This is a genomic window from Flavobacterium sp. 316, from assembly GCF_000967805.1.
Lineage (GTDB): Bacteria > Bacteroidota > Bacteroidia > Flavobacteriales > Flavobacteriaceae > Flavobacterium > Flavobacterium sediminilitoris.
In genome coordinates, this window is record NZ_JYGZ01000003.1 from 29866 (window position 1) to 49535 (window position 19670).

Genomic DNA, 19670 nt, shown 5'->3' on the forward strand with positions numbered 1-19670 from the left:
GAATGTTGTGAAAGCCTTTATTTTATTCACTGATCTTCTATTGTTTTTTATAGGAGTTCATCAATGCAAAACATTTGAAAAGTGTCTACAACACCTCACTGCTATACATTTAAAAATTAAAATATCTATCTCATAGAAAAAGTTCGCAGTTTATATCTAATATTATGAAACACAAAAAAAAACCTGACAATTTAAAAAAATCATCAGGTTAATTACTTAACATATTCTCAACAACTAATCCTTTATTAATTTTTCAACTTTTTCTCCTTTTTCAGATTTAATTTTCAAGATGTAAATTCCTGTTTCAAAATCTGAAATATTCATTGTTGTGATTTGATCATCCAACATTTTCACAACAATTAATCTTCCATTTATATCGTAAACTTCTATTGATTCTATAGTTGTGTTACTTTTAATATTTACGATACTGTTTGATGGATTTGGATATATTTGAATAGAACTGTCCATTATAACAATAGCGCTACTTAGTGTTTCAAAAGTCGTATTTGCTAAATTGGTTTCAATAGGCGCATTATAATCAAAATAAATAGCCGCTTTGTTTGTTACTATGTCTGTTGTTACTAAATTATCTTTTGTTTTTATCTTCAATAAGATATTTCCATGTCCGCCTGTATCTAAATAAATAGCCTGAAAGATTAATTCTATAATGTTATCTTTTATTCTTACATCTAGATTATGGGAAGCATTTAATAATTGTAATGTTTTAATATCGAAATCTTCTGGATTAACTTCAATTTTTACAACTATGTTTTCTGCTTGATAGTTTCCTGTGTTTTCAAAATTTATTATATAATGTAAATATTCGCCTATCATAGTTGGTGATACTATTTCTCCTTCTATACAGCTAATGTCATTTGGATCAAATGAACCCACTACTGTTTGATTAAACTGAAAAAGATTATCCATTGTGTTTATATCACCACTTTGTGGCATAATTGAAGCTGTTAATTGTAGTACATCATCAATATTTACTGGATTAGGATCTGTAGGCGAATTGATGTTAAAAGTTACATAGATACTTCTACTTTCAAAAGGTTTTAAATCGGCATAATCCCAAGATAAAGAGCCTAATCCTACAGTAGATGTTGGAATTGAAGTAGAAACAAAGTTCATTAAATTGTGATTATAAAAGAAATTAATTCCATATAACTGTGATAATGTTTGATTTCCTTTGTTCTTGTAAACTATTTTGTAAACTGCTTCAAAGCCTGGTCGTGCTGGAACAATTGGAGCAATAACAATTTCTAAATCGGGATGTACTCCATTAGCCGAGACACAAAAATTTTGGGTAACAACACTATTATCTATTACAGGAAAAGGAACTTCTGCTGAAATAGGTGTAATAGTATAGATGCTTGGGTTTTCAAAATTTGGAATTAATGAATAGGTTCCTGTTTGATTTGTAAATAAGCTATAATTCCCTATAGTGTTTGAATATACATATGAATTTGTTGTTACTGCATCTATGTTTACTTCAAATCCTAAATAAGGTACAAAACTGTCTGAATTATCACAACCATCATTATCATCATCAAATTGTACTAATCCTGTAATTGTGTTGTAGTCTCCTCCTGGTGTGAAAGAACAATATGTGTTTATTACTGGATTTGGAGTTGTAAAAAAATAGCCTACAACATCATCTTCATCCATACATATAAATTGTAACGTATTGTTTAGATTTCCAGATGATAAATCTACTTCTAGGTTAGTAAACCCGTTTTTAAGATTTATAAACGTTAAATTGACATTGTTATTTACCGATATATCCAAAAGGTTTGCTGCTGGTAAATTATTTGGTTCTGTTTGAAATGCTATTGTTGAAAAATCAACACTCGACAAATCATTATTTTGAGCTTGAACTCTGTATAGTATTGGTAGATTTGTCAATTGCAAACTAGTTAACTGATTAAACCCAATATGTAATGTTCTTACAAAGTTTTTATTTTGCAATTCAAAGTTTGTTAAGTTATTATTGAAAGCAGAAATACTTGTTATTTGATGATTATTGTCTAGATTTAGACTTGTTAATTCATTATTACGAACATTTAAATTGGTCAAATTTGGACATTGACTTACATCTATATTTGCTAATTGATTATAATCACAATTTAAAACTTCCAGAGTATTACAGTTTGTCAAACCTAAACTTGTGATATCATTATTAGTACTATGAAAATATTTTAAATTGGGCAAAACACTCAAATCTACAGTTGTTAATTGATTATAACCACAATTAAAATAACTTAGATTATAGAATGATTCTAATCCTTGTAAATTTTGTATTCCTCCATTTGTTGGTGAGCTTCCTGAAACATTTAAATGTATAATTGCTGCTGCTTCTGAAAATTGAATTTCACCATCTTCATTAGTATCTATTTTTGTATATATATTCCATGTTGTTGAATTATTTGGATTTACATTTGAAGCAATCGAGTTGTTTTCATCTGCTGCTAATAATTTTGCTTTCAAATTAGCATCTGGTATATTTACTATTCCTTCAAGACTTACAATTAATTCAAAATCTGCAATTTCATAACAACCAGTGTTAATATTTTCTACTCTAGCATATATTGCTTGAGGATTTGAAATATTAGTATAAGAAGTAACTCCTATTAATTCATTAGTATTAGCTATAGCATCTAATTCTGATAAATAAAATGTAACATTCAAATTTGTTTGATTTCCTACAAGTCGAGGAATTTGTTGTGTTAAATCAAAAATGGCTACATTATCATTTGGATCTTCAAAAACAGTCATATTTGGCGACTGAGATATTGTTGGTCCATAATTTGTAATCAATTGTAAATACGTTATAGCAAAATTAGAAGGGTTTGCATTTTCATGAACTCTAATCGTAATTGAGTCATATACATTATTAGCGATAAATTGATTTGGATTTTGTATTGGGTTTACTCCATTTTGGGCATCATTAGAATACTCATAATAAGTAACAGTATAAAGATTAGGATTGAGCGATCCTAATATTTCAGCATTCTTAGATGTCAAATCAAATAATCCAAAATTTGAATTACCACTTTCACAAACTACATAATTAGAAGGTGTATTAATAGGTGGTTGTGCATACAACGTTCCCGTTATAAAAAGCAATAAGAGTATTATTTTTTTCATGATTATTGTATTTTTATATAAATTTAATTGTAATGTTTGTTTTTTGTGTTAGTAATTGAGTAAACGAAGCTTCTAAATTAGAATTCGTTAGATTGTTTTTAAAATTTCTTGCAATCGTTCTTTTTTACGCTGCGAAATGGGTAAATTGCTATTATCTGCCATGACTACATAGCCTCCATCTTTCTTAATATATGATTTTAAATATGCCAAATTAATTAAATGTGATTGGTGTATTCTTTCAAATCCATGTTCTGTTAATAATTCCTCATATTCTTTTAAAGTCTTAGAAATCAATACAGATTTCGTGTTTTTTATATGAAATCGGGTATAATTATCTTCGCTTTCACATCGAATAATATCATTAATTTCAAAAAGATGAATCCCATCTGAAGTTGAAAGCGCAATTCTTTTGAAATTATCTACTTTTCTACGGATATTTTCCAATAGTAAATCTATATGATCGTAATTATTGTTTTTTTCAAGAACAGCTTCAATTTTTAAAATCACTTTTTGCAAATCATCTGGATCTACTGGTTTTAATAAGAAGTCTAAAGCACTAAATCGAAAAGCTTTTATAGCATATTGTTCATGGGCTGTAATAAAAACAATATTTGATTTAATTGCTCCGTTTTTTAAAGCCAATTGCTCCAAAATATCAAAGCCTGTCCCATCATTTAATTGAATATCTAAAAAAACAACTTGAGGTTTTAATTTACTTATAGTTTCTATGCCTGTTTCAACGCTGTCTGCTTCTCCAATTATTTTTATATTTGGTGCAAAACGAACTAATAAACCTTTCATTCCATCTCTTAAATTCTTATCGTCGTCTACAAGTACTGCTGTTATCATTTTTAATTGCTTCTTTTATTTATTAACCTCTATTGATATATTGTATTGGTAAATTTAAAACTACTTTAGTTCCTTTTATTTCTTGATTATCTACTATTTCTTCAATTGTCATTATTGCTTTTTTATTTGTAGATGATGTTATCATTTCCAATCGCTTTTTAATAATATCTAATGCCATTGATTTGTGAGCTAAAACTAAATTTTCTTTATTTAATTTTGATTTATTAATTCCAATTCCGTCATCTAAAATCGTGCAAATCAAGGATTCATTATCTAATAGAAATGCAATATCAATTGTTCCCATTTCTCTTTTTGGAATTACACCGTGTAGAATAGCATTTTCAATAAATGGCTGAATTAATAAAGGAGGAAGTGCTACATCATCTTCAATGTCTTCACTTTTATTAATACTAAAATTAAATTTGTGATTAAATCTTAGTTGTTCTAACTCTAAATAATTTTGTAAACTTTCAATTTCTTTATCAATAGGAATTAATGATTCTTTTGAATATTCAAGAGTTAATCTCATTAATTTTGAAAATTTTGACAAGTACTTTATTGCCGAATCTGTTCCGTTTTGTACTATAAAACTTGAAATTGAACCTAAACAATTGAATACAAAATGAGGATTCATTTGTAAATGCAGTGCTTTTTGTTCGTACTCGGCTAATTCTTTTTGAAGTGTTAGTGTTTTTTTGAGTTGCATTCTATTATAAATAAGAAATCCTATACCTATCAATAATAAAACAATTAGTCCAATGTAAAGCAATTTCATTTTAAATTGCTTCGCTTCTTCTTTTAGTAATAATTCCCTTTTCTCATTTTCTTCTTTTTGAATAAGTTCTCGTTTTTCAAACTCATAATTCATTGATGATTCAATAGATTTTCTAATACTTTCTTCATTAGTTAAACTGTCCTTAACAGCACTATACTTTTGAAAATGAGTTAATGCTAGATTAGGGTTATTTTTCTTTTGATAAATCTCACTCAACATCTTTTGTGAAATGGCTTGTTGTTCTAAAACTTTAATTTCATTCGCTAACTTAAGAGCTTCATTAGCATTAAATAATGCTTTGTCTAAATCGTTTTCTTCTAGAAAAAATTGACTTAAAAAAATATAAGTATCCGCCAAACCAAATTTATCATCTATACTTTGGAAAATAACAATAGCATTTCTCCAAGACTCTATTGCCTTATCAAAATATTTTTTCTCTTTATAGTACAATCCTATATTATTATACCATTCTCCTAAAGCTCTAGGATTAGGATTTCTATCTAAACTGACTTTTGCTAAATCATAGTACTCTAATGCGCTGTCAAAATCTTTCTGATTTAGATAAATATTTGCAATATTAGTTAATGTAATTCCTGAATTTATATCTCCATATTTTTCTTGAATTTTATTTGCCTTAACAAAATATTCTAATGCTTTAAAATCTGAATGTTGTGATTTATATACTACACCAATATTATTATATAATTTTCCTTGATGAACTTCATCTTTCAAGGTTTCATAAATTTTTACTGATTTTAAATAATATTGAAGTGCTTTTGCATAATTACTTTGTTCAGAAAAAACAATTCCTAAGCTACCGTAAGCTTTTGCTAAACCAAATTGTATTTCTCCTTGATTTGTATCTGATTGATTTTCTTCTTCAAAAATTTCTTTTGCTTGAACAAAAAAACGGATGGCTTCTGCATAATTTCCTTGTATAATATTAGAATTTCCAATATTTAATAATGCGTTACCTTCTTCTGTTCTAAATTTTATTTTTTGCGCTAATTGTATGGCTTTATTTGCATAATTAACCATCTCCTCAGGATCAGAATATTTAAATCGATCAGAAATTGCATTTAATAATTTAGTCCTATCAATATCATTTTTCGTGTTTTTTAGACTATTCTGTAAGCTATCCATCACTTTATCTTGTGCTTGAATAACAATTGAAACTAACAAAAAAAGAGATACTATTATTTTTTTCTTCATCTTAAAATGATTGATAAACAAATGTAGTATTTACTTTTTAGTTTATACTTGTAAATGAGTATTTGACTATTTTGACTGAGAATTTAAATCATTTTCAAAAAAACAACCCTTTCTGAACCTAAGATTCAAAAAGGGTTGTTTGTATTATATTTTATAATATAACTATTATTTCACTTTAAAAGCTTTTAATCCTGGGAAATAAGCTACATCTGCTAATTCTTCTTCTATACGTAATAACTGATTGTATTTTGCCATACGATCAGAACGTGAAGCCGAACCTGTTTTTATTTGTCCACAGTTTAAGGCCACTGCTAAGTCAGCAATAGTATTGTCTTCTGTTTCTCCTGAACGATGACTCATTACAGATGTATATCCTGCATTGTGAGCCATATTAACAGCCGCAATTGTCTCAGTTAAAGTTCCTATTTGATTTACTTTAATTAAAATAGAATTTGCAATTCCTTCATTAATTCCTCTAAAAAGTCTTTGTACATTAGTTACAAATAAATCATCTCCTACTAATTGTACTTTATTTCCAATTTTTTCAGTTAACAATTTCCATCCTTCCCAATCGTTTTCATCCATTCCATCTTCAATAGAAATAATCGGATATTTAGCAACTAGTTCTGCTAAATAGTCAACTTGTTCTGCGGATGTTCTTACTTTCCCAGTAGCACCTTCAAATTTTGAATAATCATATTTCCCATCTACATAAAATTCTGCGGCAGCACAATCAAGAGCAATCATAATATCATCACCAAAAGTATATCCTGCATTTTCAACTGCTAATTTTATTGAATCTAAAGCATCTTCTGTTCCTCCTGGCAAATTTGGAGCAAAACCACCTTCATCACCAACAGCAGTAGAAAGATTCCTATCATGCAAAACTTTCTTCAGATTATGAAAAATTTCTGTCCCCATTTGCATAGCATGAGTAAATGACGTTGCTTTAACTGGCATAATCATAAATTCTTGAAATGCAATAGGAGCATCAGAATGTGAACCTCCATTAATAATATTCATCATTGGAACTGGTAATGTGTTCCCAGAAACTCCTCCTACATATCTATATAAAGGCAATCCCAATTCATTGGTAGCAGCTTTTGCAACAGCTAAAGAAACACCTAAAATTGCATTAGCTCCCAGACTAGATTTATTTGATGTTCCATCTAAATCAATCATAGCTTTATCAATTGCATTTTGTTCAAAAACAGACATCCCTACAATTTCAGAAGCAATTTTAATATTTACATTTTCTACTGCTTTTAAAACTCCTTTCCCCATATAAGCTTTGCTTCCATCTCGCAATTCAACCGCTTCATGCTCACCAGTTGAAGCGCCACTTGGCACAGCAGCTCTACCTAATATTCCATTATCAGTAATTACATCAACTTCAATTGTTGGGTTTCCACGTGAATCTAATATTTGTCTCGCGTGAACTTTTATAATCATGCTCATTCTTATACTTTTTTAAATTGTTATTATGTCTAATAAGACAAAAATAAAGGTTATAAAATTGTATCGTTTATAAATTTAGAAAACTTATAAACGATAACGTTTTAGTTAAGTGAAGATTCAATATTTTCGATAAATTGGTCAAATAAATAAGAAGAATCATGCGGTCCAGGACTTGCTTCTGGATGATATTGTACTGAAAAACAATTTTTATTTTTCATTCTCATTCCTGCAACAGTTCCATCATTTAAATGTTCATGAGTCAATTCAAAATCTGGATGTTTCTCTAAATCTTCTTTAACTACCGCAAAACCATGATTTTGCGATGTAATTTCACCTTTACCAGTGATTAAGTTTTTTACAGGATGATTAATTCCTCTATGTCCATTAAACATTTTATAGGTATTAATTCCATTTGCTAAAGCAATTACCTGATGACCTAAACAAATTCCGAAAAGAGGTTTGTTTTTAGCTAGAATTTCACGAGCAACTTGTTGTGCACTTTCTAATGGTTCTGGATCTCCAGGTCCATTAGATAAAAAATAACCATCAGGGTTAAAAGATTCTAAATCGCTAAATGTTGCATCAAAAGGAAATACTTTGATGTAACAGTCTCTTTTAGCTAAATTTCGAAGTATATTAGTTTTAATCCCTAAATCTAAAACTGATACTTTATATTTAGCGTTTTCATTACCAAAAAAATAAGGCTCTTTAGTAGACACCTTTGATGCTAGCTCTAAACCATGCATATCTGGTACATCAACTAATCTCTTTTTTAATTCTTCAATAGGTGTATTATCAGTAGAAATTATAGCATTCATAGCGCCGTTATCACGTATATAGCTCACTAAAGCACGTGTATCTACATCAGAAATAACGATTAAATTTTGTTTTTGAAAATAATCGAATAAGCTTTCTGTTCCTTTATCTCTAGAATAGTTGAAACTAAAATTTTTACAAACTAATCCAGAAATTTTAACCCCATTGGATTCTACTTCTTCATCATTTACTCCATAATTACCAATGTGAGCATTTGTAGTAACCATTATTTGGCCAAAGTAAGAAGGGTCTGTAAAAATTTCTTGATAACCTGTTGTTCCTGTATTAAAAGCGACTTCTCCAAAAGTTGTCCCTTCTATACCAATTGATTTACCATAGAATATGGTTCCATCCTTTAATAATAATACCGCTTGAGTACGATTAATATATTTCATTGTGTTGCGTTGTTGATTTTGCAAATTTAAATTAAAAAAATGAAAATAGAGTATATAAAAAAAGGATAAACAAATGTTTATCCTTTTTTATATGTAATCATATATATCATGATTATTCTGTAGCTTCAGTATTTTCAGAAGTTTCAGCAGCTGCAGTTTCAGTAGATCCTTCAACTTTTTTTACTCTACTACGACGAGTAGTTTTCTTAGCTTCTTTTTTACCCGCTGTGTACAAGTCATTGTAGTCAACTAACTCAATCATTGCCATATCAGCGTTATCTCCTAAACGGTTACCTAACTTGATGATACGAGTGTATCCTCCTGGACGGTCACCAACTTTAGCTGCTACGTCTCTGAAAAGTTCAGTAACGGCATACTTACTTCTTAAATAAGAGAAAACGATACGTCTATTGTGAGTAGTATCTTCTTTTGATTTTGTTACTAACGGCTCAACAAATTGTTTTAAAGCTTTAGCTTTAGCAACAGTAGTGTTAATACGTTTATGCTCTATTAAGGAACAAGCCATATTAGCTAACATAGCTTTTCTATGTCCTGTTTGTCTACTTAAGTGATTGATTTTTTTTCCGTGTCTCATGACTTTCTATTTAGCCTTCATCTTGCTGCAATCCGCTTTGGAGAGCAAAATATGAAGTAATTTATTCTTTATCTAATTTATATTTACTTAAATCCATACCGAAGTTAAGACCTTTAGCAGCTACTAATTCATCAAGCTCTGTTAAAGATTTTTTACCGAAGTTACGGAATTTCATTAAGTCATTTTTATTGAAAGAAACTAAGTCCCCTAATGTATCTACTTCAGCCGCTTTTAAACAATTTAATGCTCTAACAGATAAATCCATATCCACAAGTTTAGTTTTTAACAACTGTCTCATGTGTAAAGATTCTTCATCGTAAGATTCAGTTTGAGCAATTTCATCAGCCTCAAGTGTAATTCTCTCATCTGAAAATAACATAAAATGGTGAATCAACGTTTTAGCTGCTTCAGTTAATGCATCTTTTGGATGAATAGAACCGTCTGTAATGATTTCAAAAACTAATTTTTCATAATCAGTTTTTTGCTCAACACGGAAGTTTTCTATTGCATACTTAACATTTTTTACAGGAGTATAAATAGAATCTGTAAAGATAGTACCAATAGGTGCGTTAGCTTTTTTGTTTTCTTCAGCAGGAACATATCCTCTACCTTTTTCGATAGAAAGTTCCATATTGATAGTTGTTTTGCTTTCTAAGTTACAAATTACTAAATCAGGGTTTAACACCTGAAAACCTGAGATGAATTTTTGAAAATCACCTGCTGTAATTTGCTCTTTTCCAGAAATAGAAATTGAAACAGACTCATTATCTACGTCTTCAATTTGTCTTTTAAAACGAACTTGCTTTAAATTTAAGATAATCTCTGTAACATCTTCTACTACACCAGAAATAGTTGAGAACTCATGTTCTACACCTTCTATTCTTACAGACGTAATAGCGTATCCTTCTAGAGAAGAAAGTAAAACTCTTCTTAATGCATTACCAACTGTCAATCCGTAACCAGGTTCTAAAGGTCTAAATTCAAATTTACCTTCAAAATCGGTTGAATCGATCATGATAACTTTATCGGGCTTTTGAAAATTAAATAATGCCATATTTCGACTAAAGTCAATTATTATTTGTTATACAACTCAACGATTAGTTGCTCTTTAATATTTTCTGGAATTTGAAGTCTTTGAGGAACAGAAACAAAAGTACCTTCTTTTGTATCATTATTCCAAGTAATCCACTCATATACTTGAGAAGAGTTAGATAAAGATCTTTCAATAGCTTCAAGAGATTTAGATTTTTCACGAACTGCTACTTTATCTCCAGCTTTTAAATGGTATGAAGGAACATTTACCAATTCACCATTTACAGTAATATGTCTGTGAGATACAATTTGACGAGCAGCTCTACGAGAAGGAGCGATACCCATTCTATATACAACGTTATCTAAACGAGCCTCACATAATTGAAGTAAAATTTCACCTGTTACACCAGAAGCAGCAGAAGCTTTTTCAAATAAGTTTCTGAATTGACGCTCTAATATACCATAAGTATATTTAGCTTTTTGCTTTTCCATTAATTGAACAGCATATTCAGATTTCTTACCTCTTTTCTTTGCTAAACCATGTTGCCCTGGAGGGTAATTTCTTTTTTCGAAGGCTTTATCATCTCCGAATATTGCTTCGCCAAATTTACGAGCAATTTTAGTTTTTGGACCAGTATATCTTGCCATTATAAAAAATTAATATAAGGTAGTGATTATGAATTCAGGTCATATATCCTTCGATAATCGTTAATCTACCTTGGTTATACTTAATAAATATTAAACTCTTCTTCTTTTTGGAGGTCTACATCCATTATGAGGAATTGGAGTAACGTCGATAATTTCAGAAACTTCAATACCACCATTGTGAATTGAACGAATAGCTGATTCTCTACCATTTCCAGGTCCTTTAACGTAAACTTTAACTTTTTTAAGTCCAGCTTCAAGTGCTACTTTCGCACAATCTTCTGCTGCCATTTGAGCTGCATATGGAGTATTCTTTTTAGAACCTCTGAAGCCCATTTTACCAGCTGAAGACCAAGAAATAACTTCACCTTTTTTGTTAGTCAAAGAAATAATGATGTTATTAAATGTAGCATTAATATGCGCTTCTCCTGTAGATTCAACGATAACTTTACGTTTTTTTGTTGTTGCCTTAGCCATATTATTTACTTATTATTTAGTTGCTTTTTTCTTGTTAGCAACAGTTTTTCTTTTACCTTTTCTAGTTCTAGAGTTGTTTTTAGTTCTTTGACCTCTTAATGGAAGTCCAGCTCTATGACGAATACCTCTTTGACATCCAATATCCATTAAACGTTTGATGTTTAATTGAATTTCTGAACGTAATTCACCTTCAATTTTGAAGTAAGAAACAGCATCACGAATTCCGCTAATTTCGTCATCATTCCAATCTTGAACTTTTTTATCTTCACTAACTTGAGCTTTAGCTAAAATTTCTTTAGCTCTGCTACTGCCGATACCAAATATATAGGTCAAAGCAATAACTCCTCTTTTCTGTTTAGGTATATCTACCCCTGCAATTCTTGCCATAATTATCCTTGTCTTTGTTTAAATCTAGGATTCTTTTTGTTAATCACGTATAATCTTCCTTTTCTACGTACTATAATGCACTCGGCACTTCTCTTTTTTACTGATGCTCTTACTTTCATTTTACTAGCTTTTAGTATCTATATGTAATTCTTGCTTTTGTTAAATCGTAAGGACTCATTTCAAGTTTCACCTTATCTCCTGGTAATAATTTAATATAATGCATTCGCATTTTACCAGAAATATGAGCAATTACAACATGTCCATTTTCTAACTCTACACGGAACATAGCATTTGATAATGCTTCTACGATTGTTCCGTCTTGTTCTATTGCTGATTGTTTTGCCATAAATATTAAGCTACTGCTTTTCTATTTTTACCACTCTTCATCAAACCATCATAATGCTTATTCAATAAATAAGAGTTTATTTGTTGAATAGTATCAATTGCTACTCCTACCATGATTAATAAAGAAGTTCCTCCATAAAAATAACCCCATGCTCCTTGAACATTCAATAAACTAACTACAACAGCAGGAAAAACTGCTATTAAAGCTAAGAATAATGAACCCGGAAAAGTTATTAATGACATAATCTTATCTAAGTAATCACCCGTTTCGACTCCTGGTCTAATACCAGGTATAAAGCCTCCACTTCTTTTCAAATCATCAGCCATTTTATTAGTCGGTACAGTAATTGCGGTGTAAAAATACGTAAAAATTATAATTAACAAAGCAAATACTATATTATATACTAATCCAAATGGATCATTAAATTGACCAGCCAATGATTGAGCTGTTTCAGAATCTTTCGCAAGACCCGAAACCGCAGCAGGAATAAACATAATAGCCTGAGCAAAAATAATAGGCATTACACCCGAAGCATTTAACTTCAAAGGTATAAACTGTCTAGAACCCATCATATCTTGTTCAAAATCACCAGAAACAGTTCTCCTTGCATATTGAACAGGAATTTTTCTTACCGCCATAACTAAAAGTATACAGGCAATAATAACCAAAAACCACAAAACTACTTCTAAGACAATCATCATCACTCCTCCATTTGCTTGAGTCGTTCTTGAACTAATTTCTTGAATAAAAGATTGTGGCATTCTTGCAATAATTCCTACCATGATTAATAATGAAATACCATTACCAATACCTTTATCAGTAATTTTTTCACCTAACCACATTGCAAATATTGTTCCTGTTACTAAAATAAGAACAGAAGAGAACAAGAATGAAAAAGAACTAACACCTAATAAAAATGCATCAGCAGGCAGAGTTTTATATAAATTATATATATAACCTGGTCCTTGTACTAATGTAATTAAGATTGTTAGCCATCTAGTAATTTGGTTGATTTTCTTTCTACCACTTTCTCCATCTTTTTGTAGTTTTTGTAAATAAGGAACCGCAATTCCCATTAATTGAACTACAATTGAAGCAGAAATATATGGCATAATACCCAATGCGAATACAGAAGCTTGCGAAAAAGCACCTCCTGTAAATACATTTATTAACCAACCAATACCACCATCAGTTTGGTCAGTAAGATTTCCTAATTTAGTTGCATCAATACCTGGAAGTGTTACTTGTGCACCGAAACGGTACACTAGTAACAACCCTAGGGTTAAAAAAATTCTATTTTTTAACTCTTCTATTTTCCATACATTGATAAATGAATCTATAAATTTCTTCATTGTACTAAAAAGGTTATAAAGTTACAACTTCTCCACCAGCTGCTTCGATAGCGGCCTTTGCAGTAGCTGTAAATTTGTGAGCACTTACTTTAAGTTTAGCTTTTAGCTCACCTCTTCCTAAAATCTTTACTAAGCTATTCTTTGTAGCTAAACGATTATCAATAATTACTGACAAATCTAATGTATCAGTAATCAAACCATTATCTACTAATGATTGAATAGTATCAAGATTTACACCTTGGTATTCAACTCTATTAATATTTTTAAAACCAAACTTAGGTACACGTCTTTGAAGAGGCATTTGCCCTCCTTCAAAACCAATTTTCTTTGAATAACCAGAACGAGATTTTGCTCCTTTGTGACCTCTTGCAGCGGTACCACCTTTACCAGAACCTTCTCCTCTACCTAATCTCTTATTTTGGTTGTGAACTGAACCTTCAGCTGGTTGTAAGTTACTTAAATTCATAACGAATATTATTATTTAGTTTCTTCAACAGAAACTAAGTGTTTAACTTTATTTACCATTCCAAGGACAGCAGGACTTGCGTCATGCTCAACAACTTGTCCTAATTTACGAAGACCTAAAGATTCTAAAGTTCTTTTTTGTGTCTCAGGACAATTGATTTTACTTTTAACTTGTTTTACTAAAATTTTTGCCATTTTCCTTGGATTTTAACTTTTAAATACTTTATCTAGAGAAATTCCTCTTTGTTTAGCAACAGTAACAGCACTTCTCATCTGTAACAAAGCATCAAAAGTAGCTTTAACAACGTTATGAGGATTAGATGAACCTTGAGATTTTGATAATACATCATGTACACCAACTGATTCTAGGACAGCACGCACAGCACCACCAGCAATTACTCCAGTACCATGAGATGCAGGCATTAAAAACACTCTAGCACCACCAAATTTTCCTTTTTGTTCGTGAGGTACAGTAGCACTGTTCAATGGAATTCTCACAAGATTTTTCTTTGCATCTTCTACTGCCTTAGCAATAGCTTCAGAAACATCTTTAGATTTTCCTAATCCATGACCTACAACACCACTTTCATCACCTACTACTACGATAGCAGAGAAACCAAATGCTCTACCACCTTTAGTAACTTTAGTAACACGATTTACACTAACCAAACGATCTTTTAATTCAAGACCACTTGGTTTTACTAGTTCTACATTTTTATATTTTTGATACATAATTTATTAGAATTTAAGTCCTGCTTCTCTAGCACCTTCAGCTAATGATTTAATACGTCCATGATATAAATACCCTCCTCTATCAAAAGAGATGTTCGTAATACCAGCTTTAAGAGCTCTTTCAGCTACTAATTTTCCAACTGCATTTGCAGTTTCTACATTTGTACCTCTAGTTACTTCTTTTTCACGAGAAGATGCAGCAACTAATGTAACACCGTTTACGTCATCTATGACTTGAGCATAGATTTCTTTATTAGATCTAAATACAGACAACCTAGGTTGCGCAGCAGTACCGCTAACAATCTTTCTGATTCTGAATTTTATTCTTTGTCTTCTTTCACTTTTTGTTAATGACATAGTCTTAATTTTTAAGCTGATTTACCTGCTTTTCTTCTTAATACTTCACCTACAAACTTAATACCTTTTCCTTTATATGGTTCAGGCTTACGGAAAGATCTGATTTTTGCAGATACTTGACCTAATAATTGTTTGTCAAATGATGATAATTTCACTATTGGATTTTTACCTTTTTCAGAGATTGTTTCTACAATAACTTCTGGAACAACTTCCAAAACTATGTTGTGTGAAAAACCTACAGCCAAATCAAGTTTTTGTCCTTGATTAGAAGCTCTATAACCTACACCAACTAATTCTAATTGTTTTGTAAAACCTTCTGAAACTCCTATAATCATATTGTTTATAAGAGAACGATAAAGTCCATGTTTCGCTCTTTCATTCTTATGATCTGATGAACGTTCAACGATAACTTGGTTATCTTCTACTTTGACTGTAACATCAGAAAATTCCTGAGAAAGCTCGCCTAATTTTCCTTTAACTGTAATTACAGCATCTTTAACCTCTACGGTTACTCCTGCTGGAATTGCAACTGGATTTTTACCTATTCTTGACATTCTTTCGTCTTTATTATTAATATACGTAACAAATTACTTCTCCACCAACATTAAGCTGTTTAGCTTGCTTACCTGTCATTACTCCTTTAGAAGTTGAAACAATTGCAACACCTAAACCGTTTAATATTCTTGGTAATTTAGTAGAGCCAGCATATTTACGTAAACCTGGTTTACTAATTCTTTGGATATCTTTAATTACTGACTCTTTAGTTTCTTTGTCGTACTTCAGAGCGATTTTAATAGTGCCTTGAACACCACTATCATCAAATTTGTAACTTAAAATATATCCTTGATCAAATAAAATCTTTGTGATTTCTTTTTTCAAGTTAGAAGCAGGAATCTCAACTACTTTGTGATTTGCTCTAACTGCATTTCTAACTCTCGTAAGAAAATCTGCAATAGGATCTGTATACATATGTATGAATTTGCGGTTTTGGTTTTCGCTAGAACTATTCTAGCGAACCTGAAACCAATTAAAATTTTTTATTACCAGCTTGCTTTTTTAACCCCTGGAATTAATCCTTGGTTAGCCATTTCACGGAAAGTAACACGAGAAATACCAAATTGACGCATATAACCTCTTGGTCTTCCTGTTAACTTACAACGATTGTGTAAACGAACTGGAGATGCATTTTTAGGTAATTTTTGTAATGCTTCATAATCTCCAGCTTCTTTCAAAGCTTTTCTTTTTTCAGCATATTTAGTTACTAACGCTTCTCTTTTCGCCTCACGGGCTTTCATTGATTCTTTAGCCATATCTTAATTCTTTTTAAAAGGTAAACCTAATTCCGCTAATAATGATTTTGCTTCTTTATCTGTATTTGCCGAAGTTACAAAAGTAATATCAAAACCAGAAATTTTATTAATTTTATCAATATCAATTTCTGGGAAAATGATTTGCTCTAAAACTCCTAGGTTATAATTACCTCTTCCGTCAAAACCTGTAGACTTAATACCATTGAAGTCTCTTACACGTGGTAATGAAGATGTAATCAATCTGTCTAAGAACTCATACATTCTTTCACCTCGTAAAGTTACTTTAGCACCAATAGGCATTCCTTTTCTCAATTTAAAAGATGCAACATCTTTTTTAGAGATTGTAGAAACTGCTTTTTGACCAGTAATTTTCGTCATTTCTTCTACAGCATAATCAACTAATTTCTTATCTGACACAGCTGCACCAACACCGCGGCTTACAACAATTTTTTCAAGTTTAGGAACTTGCATTACATTTTTGTAACCGAACTCTTCTGTAAGAGCAGAGATCACTCTACTCTTATATTCTTCTTTTAATCTAGGTATATAAGCCATTACTATAATACTTGATTAGATTTTTTTGAAAACCTTACTTTCTTATCTCCTTCTTGTTTAAAACCTACCTTAGTAATTGATTTTGATTTTGGATCAATTAATGATAAATTAGAAATATGAATAGGAGCTTCTTTCTTAACGATACCACCTTGAGGGTTTTTCGCACTTGGTTTCGTATGTTTAGAAACCATGTTCACACCTTCAACTACCGCTTTATTTTTGTCACGGATAACGCGTAATACAGTACCTTCAGAACCTTTGTGGTCACCAGCGATTACTTTTACTACGTCTCCAGATTTAATTTTTAGCTTTGTCATCATTTATAGAATTAAAGCACCTCTGGTGCTAATGATACAATTTTCATGAATTGTTTTTCACGAAGTTCTCTGGCAACCGGACCAAAAACACGAGTACCTCTCATTTCACCTGCAGCGTTTAACAATACACATGCGTTATCGTCAAAACGGATGTAAGATCCATCAGCTCTTCTCACTTCTTTTTTAGTACGTACAACAACTGCAGTTGAAACAGCACCTTTTTTCACGTTTCCGTTTGGCGTTGCATCTTTAATAGAAACTACAATTTTATCTCCAACAGAGGCATAACGACGTTTCGTTCCTCCTAAAACACGGATAGTTAAAACTTCTTTAGCTCCCGTGTTATCTGCTACTTTTAATCTTGATTCTTGTTGTACCATAATTATTTCGCTCTTTCAATGATTTCAACTAATCTCCAACATTTAGATTTACTTAAAGGTCTTGTTTCCATGATCTTTACAGTATCTCCAATATTACAGTCGTTTGTTTCGTCGTGTGCAACATATTTTTTAGTTTTCAACACGAACTTACCGTATAAAGGGTGTTTTACTCTTCTTGTTTCAGAAACAACAATAGATTTCTCCATTTTATTGCTAGTAACAACACCAACTCTTTCTTTTCTTAAATTTCTTTTTTCCATCTTTCAGCAGAATACAATTATTGTAACTCTCTTTTAGTTATCTCTGTTGCAACTCTAGCAACAGCTCTTCTAATAGTTCTTATTTGAAGAGGGTTTTCAATTGGAGAAATAGTATGAGCTGTTTTTAAGTCAGCATACGTTCTCTTTAACTCACTAAGTTTTTCTTGTAACTCAGCTGCAGATAGATTTTTTATTTCTGATTGTTTCATAATATTTTTTGATTATGCTTCGAAATCTCTAGCAACAACAAACTTAGTTTTAACTGGAAGTTTTTGTGCAGCAAGACGTAAAGCTTCTTTTGCAACAGAAAGAGGCACTCCTCCAACTTCAAACATGATTCTTCCAGGTTTCACAACTGCAGCCCAATACTCAACTGCACCTTTACCTTTACCCATACGTACTTCAAGTGGTTTCTTTGTAATAGGCTTATCTGGAAATATTTTAATCCATAACTGTCCTTCTCTTTTCATAAAACGAGTAGCAGCAATACGAGCTGCCTCAATTTGACGAGAAGTAATGAAAGTTGAATCTAAAGATTTAATTCCAAACATTCCATTAGAAAGTTCGTGACCTCTTTGAGATACACCTTTCATTTTACCCTTTTGTACCTTACGGTATTTTGTTCTTTTAGGCTGTAACATTTTTCTTTAATTTAAAAAATTACTTTCTTTTGCGTGCATTTGGTTTACCTTTTCCAGATGATCCTGAAGATTTGGATTTTTGTTTATCCATACCTACTAACGGAGAAAGATCTCTTTTACCGTAAACCTCACCTTTCATTATCCATACTTTGATTCCCATTCTACCATAAGTAGTATGAGCTTCAGCTAATGCATAATCGATGTCAGCTCTGAAAGTTGATAATGGAATTCTTCCATCTTTAAAACCTTCTGAACGTGCCATTTCAGCACCATTCAAACGACCTGAAATTAAAACTTTAATTCCTTCAGCATTCATTCTCATTGCAGCAGCAATCGCCATTTTAATAGCTCTTCTATAAGAGATTCTACTTTCAATCTGACGAGCAATACTGTTTGCTACAAGATACGCATCTAATTCAGGTCTCTTGATTTCAAAAATATTGATTTGAATTTCCTTATCAGTAATTTTCTTAAGTTCTTCTTTCAACTTATCTACCTCTTGCCCACCTTTTCCGATAATAATACCAGGTCTAGCAGTAGTGATAGTAACGGTTACAAGTTTTAAAGTTCTCTCGATTATTACTTTTGATACACTCGCTTTTGATAAACGCGCATGGATATATTTTCTGATTTTAAAATCTTCAGCGATTTTATCACCATAATCATTTCCTCCATACCAGTTTGAGTCCCATCCTCTGATGATACCAAGTCTATTTCCTATTGGATTTGTCTTTTGTCCCATACTGTTTATTAATTGCTTTGTGTGTTATTATTTGATCCTAACACGATTGTAACGTGATTAGAACGCTTTCTAATTCTATGTGCACGACCTTGAGGAGCTGGACGAAGTCTTTTTAACATCGCACCACCATCAACTCTAATCTCTTTTACAAATAAGCCTGCTTCTTCTAAACTAGCATCTGCATTTTTCTGTTGATAATTATTTATCGCAGATAATAACAGTTTTTCTAATTTTCTAGAAGCTTCTTTACTATTAAATCTTAATATATTAAGAGCTAATTCTACCTTCTGACCTCTAACTAAATCTGCTACAATGCGCATTTTTCTAGGTGAAGTAGGGCAGTTATTTAACTTAGCAAACGCAACTTGTGTTTTTGCTTCTTTAATCTGCTCTGCTCTTTCTCTTTTACGAACTCCCATAGC

The 19670-nt window shown here is 31.2% G+C and carries 28 protein-coding genes; all 28 read right to left on the reverse strand.

The window, feature by feature from the left end; genetic code table 11:
* Window positions 1-234 precede the first annotated feature (234 nt).
* The gene (locus SY27_RS06345; protein WP_045968379.1) at window positions 235-3150 is read right to left on the reverse strand and encodes a T9SS type A sorting domain-containing protein; all 2916 of its coding nucleotides are present in this window, start codon (window positions 3148-3150) and stop codon (window positions 235-237) included.
* 87 nt (window positions 3151-3237) lie between these two features.
* Entirely contained in the window at window positions 3238-3999 is a 762-nt protein-coding gene (locus tag SY27_RS06350) for a LytTR family DNA-binding domain-containing protein (protein ID WP_045968381.1), read from the reverse strand.
* A 22-nt stretch (window positions 4000-4021) separates the two neighbouring features.
* Window positions 4022-5986: a histidine kinase gene (locus SY27_RS06355; RefSeq protein WP_045968383.1), complete on the reverse strand. Its 1965-nt coding sequence runs from the start codon at window positions 5984-5986 to the stop codon at window positions 4022-4024.
* Between the two features lie 165 nt (window positions 5987-6151).
* Complete coding sequence (eno, locus tag SY27_RS06360) at window positions 6152-7444, reverse strand: phosphopyruvate hydratase (protein WP_045968385.1); 1293 nt, start codon at window positions 7442-7444, stop codon at window positions 6152-6154.
* Window positions 7445-7545: 101 nt separating this feature from the next.
* The gene (gene carA, locus SY27_RS06365) at window positions 7546-8655 is read right to left on the reverse strand and encodes a glutamine-hydrolyzing carbamoyl-phosphate synthase small subunit (protein WP_045968387.1); all 1110 of its coding nucleotides are present in this window, start codon (window positions 8653-8655) and stop codon (window positions 7546-7548) included.
* Between the two features lie 112 nt (window positions 8656-8767).
* A complete protein-coding gene (gene rplQ, locus SY27_RS06370) occupies window positions 8768-9250 on the reverse strand; it encodes a 50S ribosomal protein L17 (protein ID WP_045968389.1) in 483 nt (160 codons plus the stop codon).
* Between the two features lie 61 nt (window positions 9251-9311).
* On the reverse strand, window positions 9312-10304 hold the full coding sequence (locus SY27_RS06375) for a DNA-directed RNA polymerase subunit alpha (protein WP_045968391.1): 993 nt from the start codon (window positions 10302-10304) through the stop codon (window positions 9312-9314).
* 20 nt (window positions 10305-10324) lie between these two features.
* The gene (rpsD, locus tag SY27_RS06380) at window positions 10325-10930 is read right to left on the reverse strand and encodes a 30S ribosomal protein S4 (protein ID WP_045968393.1); all 606 of its coding nucleotides are present in this window, start codon (window positions 10928-10930) and stop codon (window positions 10325-10327) included.
* Between the two features lie 90 nt (window positions 10931-11020).
* Complete coding sequence (gene rpsK / locus SY27_RS06385; protein WP_045968395.1) at window positions 11021-11404, reverse strand: 30S ribosomal protein S11; 384 nt, start codon at window positions 11402-11404, stop codon at window positions 11021-11023.
* A gap of 12 nt (window positions 11405-11416) precedes the next feature.
* The gene (rpsM, locus tag SY27_RS06390; RefSeq protein ID WP_045968397.1) at window positions 11417-11791 is read right to left on the reverse strand and encodes a 30S ribosomal protein S13; all 375 of its coding nucleotides are present in this window, start codon (window positions 11789-11791) and stop codon (window positions 11417-11419) included.
* Between the two features lie 2 nt (window positions 11792-11793).
* Window positions 11794-11910, reverse strand: a complete 117-nt coding sequence (gene ykgO / locus SY27_RS18495) for a type B 50S ribosomal protein L36 (RefSeq protein WP_002987490.1) — start codon at window positions 11908-11910, stop codon at window positions 11794-11796.
* Window positions 11911-11921: 11 nt separating this feature from the next.
* A complete protein-coding gene (gene infA / locus SY27_RS06395; RefSeq protein WP_045968400.1) occupies window positions 11922-12137 on the reverse strand; it encodes a translation initiation factor IF-1 in 216 nt (71 codons plus the stop codon).
* A gap of 5 nt (window positions 12138-12142) precedes the next feature.
* Entirely contained in the window at window positions 12143-13489 is a 1347-nt protein-coding gene (gene secY, locus SY27_RS06400; protein ID WP_045968402.1) for a preprotein translocase subunit SecY, read from the reverse strand.
* 13 nt (window positions 13490-13502) lie between these two features.
* Window positions 13503-13955 carry a 50S ribosomal protein L15 gene (rplO, locus tag SY27_RS06405; RefSeq protein WP_045968404.1) on the reverse strand — a complete coding sequence of 151 codons (453 nt, stop codon included), beginning with the start codon at window positions 13953-13955 and terminating at the stop codon, window positions 13503-13505.
* A gap of 11 nt (window positions 13956-13966) precedes the next feature.
* Window positions 13967-14149, reverse strand: coding sequence for a 50S ribosomal protein L30 (gene rpmD, locus SY27_RS06410; protein ID WP_045968406.1), 183 nt, complete (start codon window positions 14147-14149; stop codon window positions 13967-13969).
* Window positions 14150-14161: 12 nt separating this feature from the next.
* The gene (gene rpsE / locus SY27_RS06415) at window positions 14162-14686 is read right to left on the reverse strand and encodes a 30S ribosomal protein S5 (protein ID WP_045968408.1); all 525 of its coding nucleotides are present in this window, start codon (window positions 14684-14686) and stop codon (window positions 14162-14164) included.
* A 6-nt stretch (window positions 14687-14692) separates the two neighbouring features.
* Window positions 14693-15043, reverse strand: coding sequence for a 50S ribosomal protein L18 (rplR, locus tag SY27_RS06420; RefSeq protein WP_045968410.1), 351 nt, complete (start codon window positions 15041-15043; stop codon window positions 14693-14695).
* Window positions 15044-15054: 11 nt separating this feature from the next.
* A complete protein-coding gene (rplF, locus tag SY27_RS06425) occupies window positions 15055-15597 on the reverse strand; it encodes a 50S ribosomal protein L6 (RefSeq protein WP_045968412.1) in 543 nt (180 codons plus the stop codon).
* A gap of 16 nt (window positions 15598-15613) precedes the next feature.
* Window positions 15614-16012 carry a 30S ribosomal protein S8 gene (gene rpsH / locus SY27_RS06430; protein WP_045968414.1) on the reverse strand — a complete coding sequence of 133 codons (399 nt, stop codon included), beginning with the start codon at window positions 16010-16012 and terminating at the stop codon, window positions 15614-15616.
* A 71-nt stretch (window positions 16013-16083) separates the two neighbouring features.
* The gene (rpsN, locus tag SY27_RS06435) at window positions 16084-16353 is read right to left on the reverse strand and encodes a 30S ribosomal protein S14 (RefSeq protein WP_045968415.1); all 270 of its coding nucleotides are present in this window, start codon (window positions 16351-16353) and stop codon (window positions 16084-16086) included.
* Window positions 16354-16356: 3 nt separating this feature from the next.
* On the reverse strand, window positions 16357-16908 hold the full coding sequence (gene rplE / locus SY27_RS06440) for a 50S ribosomal protein L5 (protein WP_045968416.1): 552 nt from the start codon (window positions 16906-16908) through the stop codon (window positions 16357-16359).
* A 2-nt stretch (window positions 16909-16910) separates the two neighbouring features.
* Window positions 16911-17225, reverse strand: coding sequence for a 50S ribosomal protein L24 (rplX, locus tag SY27_RS06445; RefSeq protein WP_045969261.1), 315 nt, complete (start codon window positions 17223-17225; stop codon window positions 16911-16913).
* An 11-nt stretch (window positions 17226-17236) separates the two neighbouring features.
* The gene (rplN, locus tag SY27_RS06450; protein ID WP_007803649.1) at window positions 17237-17605 is read right to left on the reverse strand and encodes a 50S ribosomal protein L14; all 369 of its coding nucleotides are present in this window, start codon (window positions 17603-17605) and stop codon (window positions 17237-17239) included.
* A gap of 2 nt (window positions 17606-17607) precedes the next feature.
* Window positions 17608-17865 (reverse strand): 30S ribosomal protein S17, encoded by a 258-nt coding sequence (rpsQ, locus tag SY27_RS06455; protein ID WP_045968420.1) that lies wholly within the window; start codon window positions 17863-17865, stop codon window positions 17608-17610.
* Window positions 17866-17882: 17 nt separating this feature from the next.
* Window positions 17883-18074: a 50S ribosomal protein L29 gene (gene rpmC / locus SY27_RS06460; protein WP_045968423.1), complete on the reverse strand. Its 192-nt coding sequence runs from the start codon at window positions 18072-18074 to the stop codon at window positions 17883-17885.
* Window positions 18075-18086: 12 nt separating this feature from the next.
* Window positions 18087-18506: a 50S ribosomal protein L16 gene (gene rplP / locus SY27_RS06465; RefSeq protein WP_045968424.1), complete on the reverse strand. Its 420-nt coding sequence runs from the start codon at window positions 18504-18506 to the stop codon at window positions 18087-18089.
* 19 nt (window positions 18507-18525) lie between these two features.
* A complete protein-coding gene (gene rpsC, locus SY27_RS06470) occupies window positions 18526-19248 on the reverse strand; it encodes a 30S ribosomal protein S3 (RefSeq protein WP_045968426.1) in 723 nt (240 codons plus the stop codon).
* An 8-nt stretch (window positions 19249-19256) separates the two neighbouring features.
* Window positions 19257-19667, reverse strand: a complete 411-nt coding sequence (gene rplV, locus SY27_RS06475; RefSeq protein ID WP_045968428.1) for a 50S ribosomal protein L22 — start codon at window positions 19665-19667, stop codon at window positions 19257-19259.
* Window positions 19668-19670: the final 3 nt, after the last annotated feature.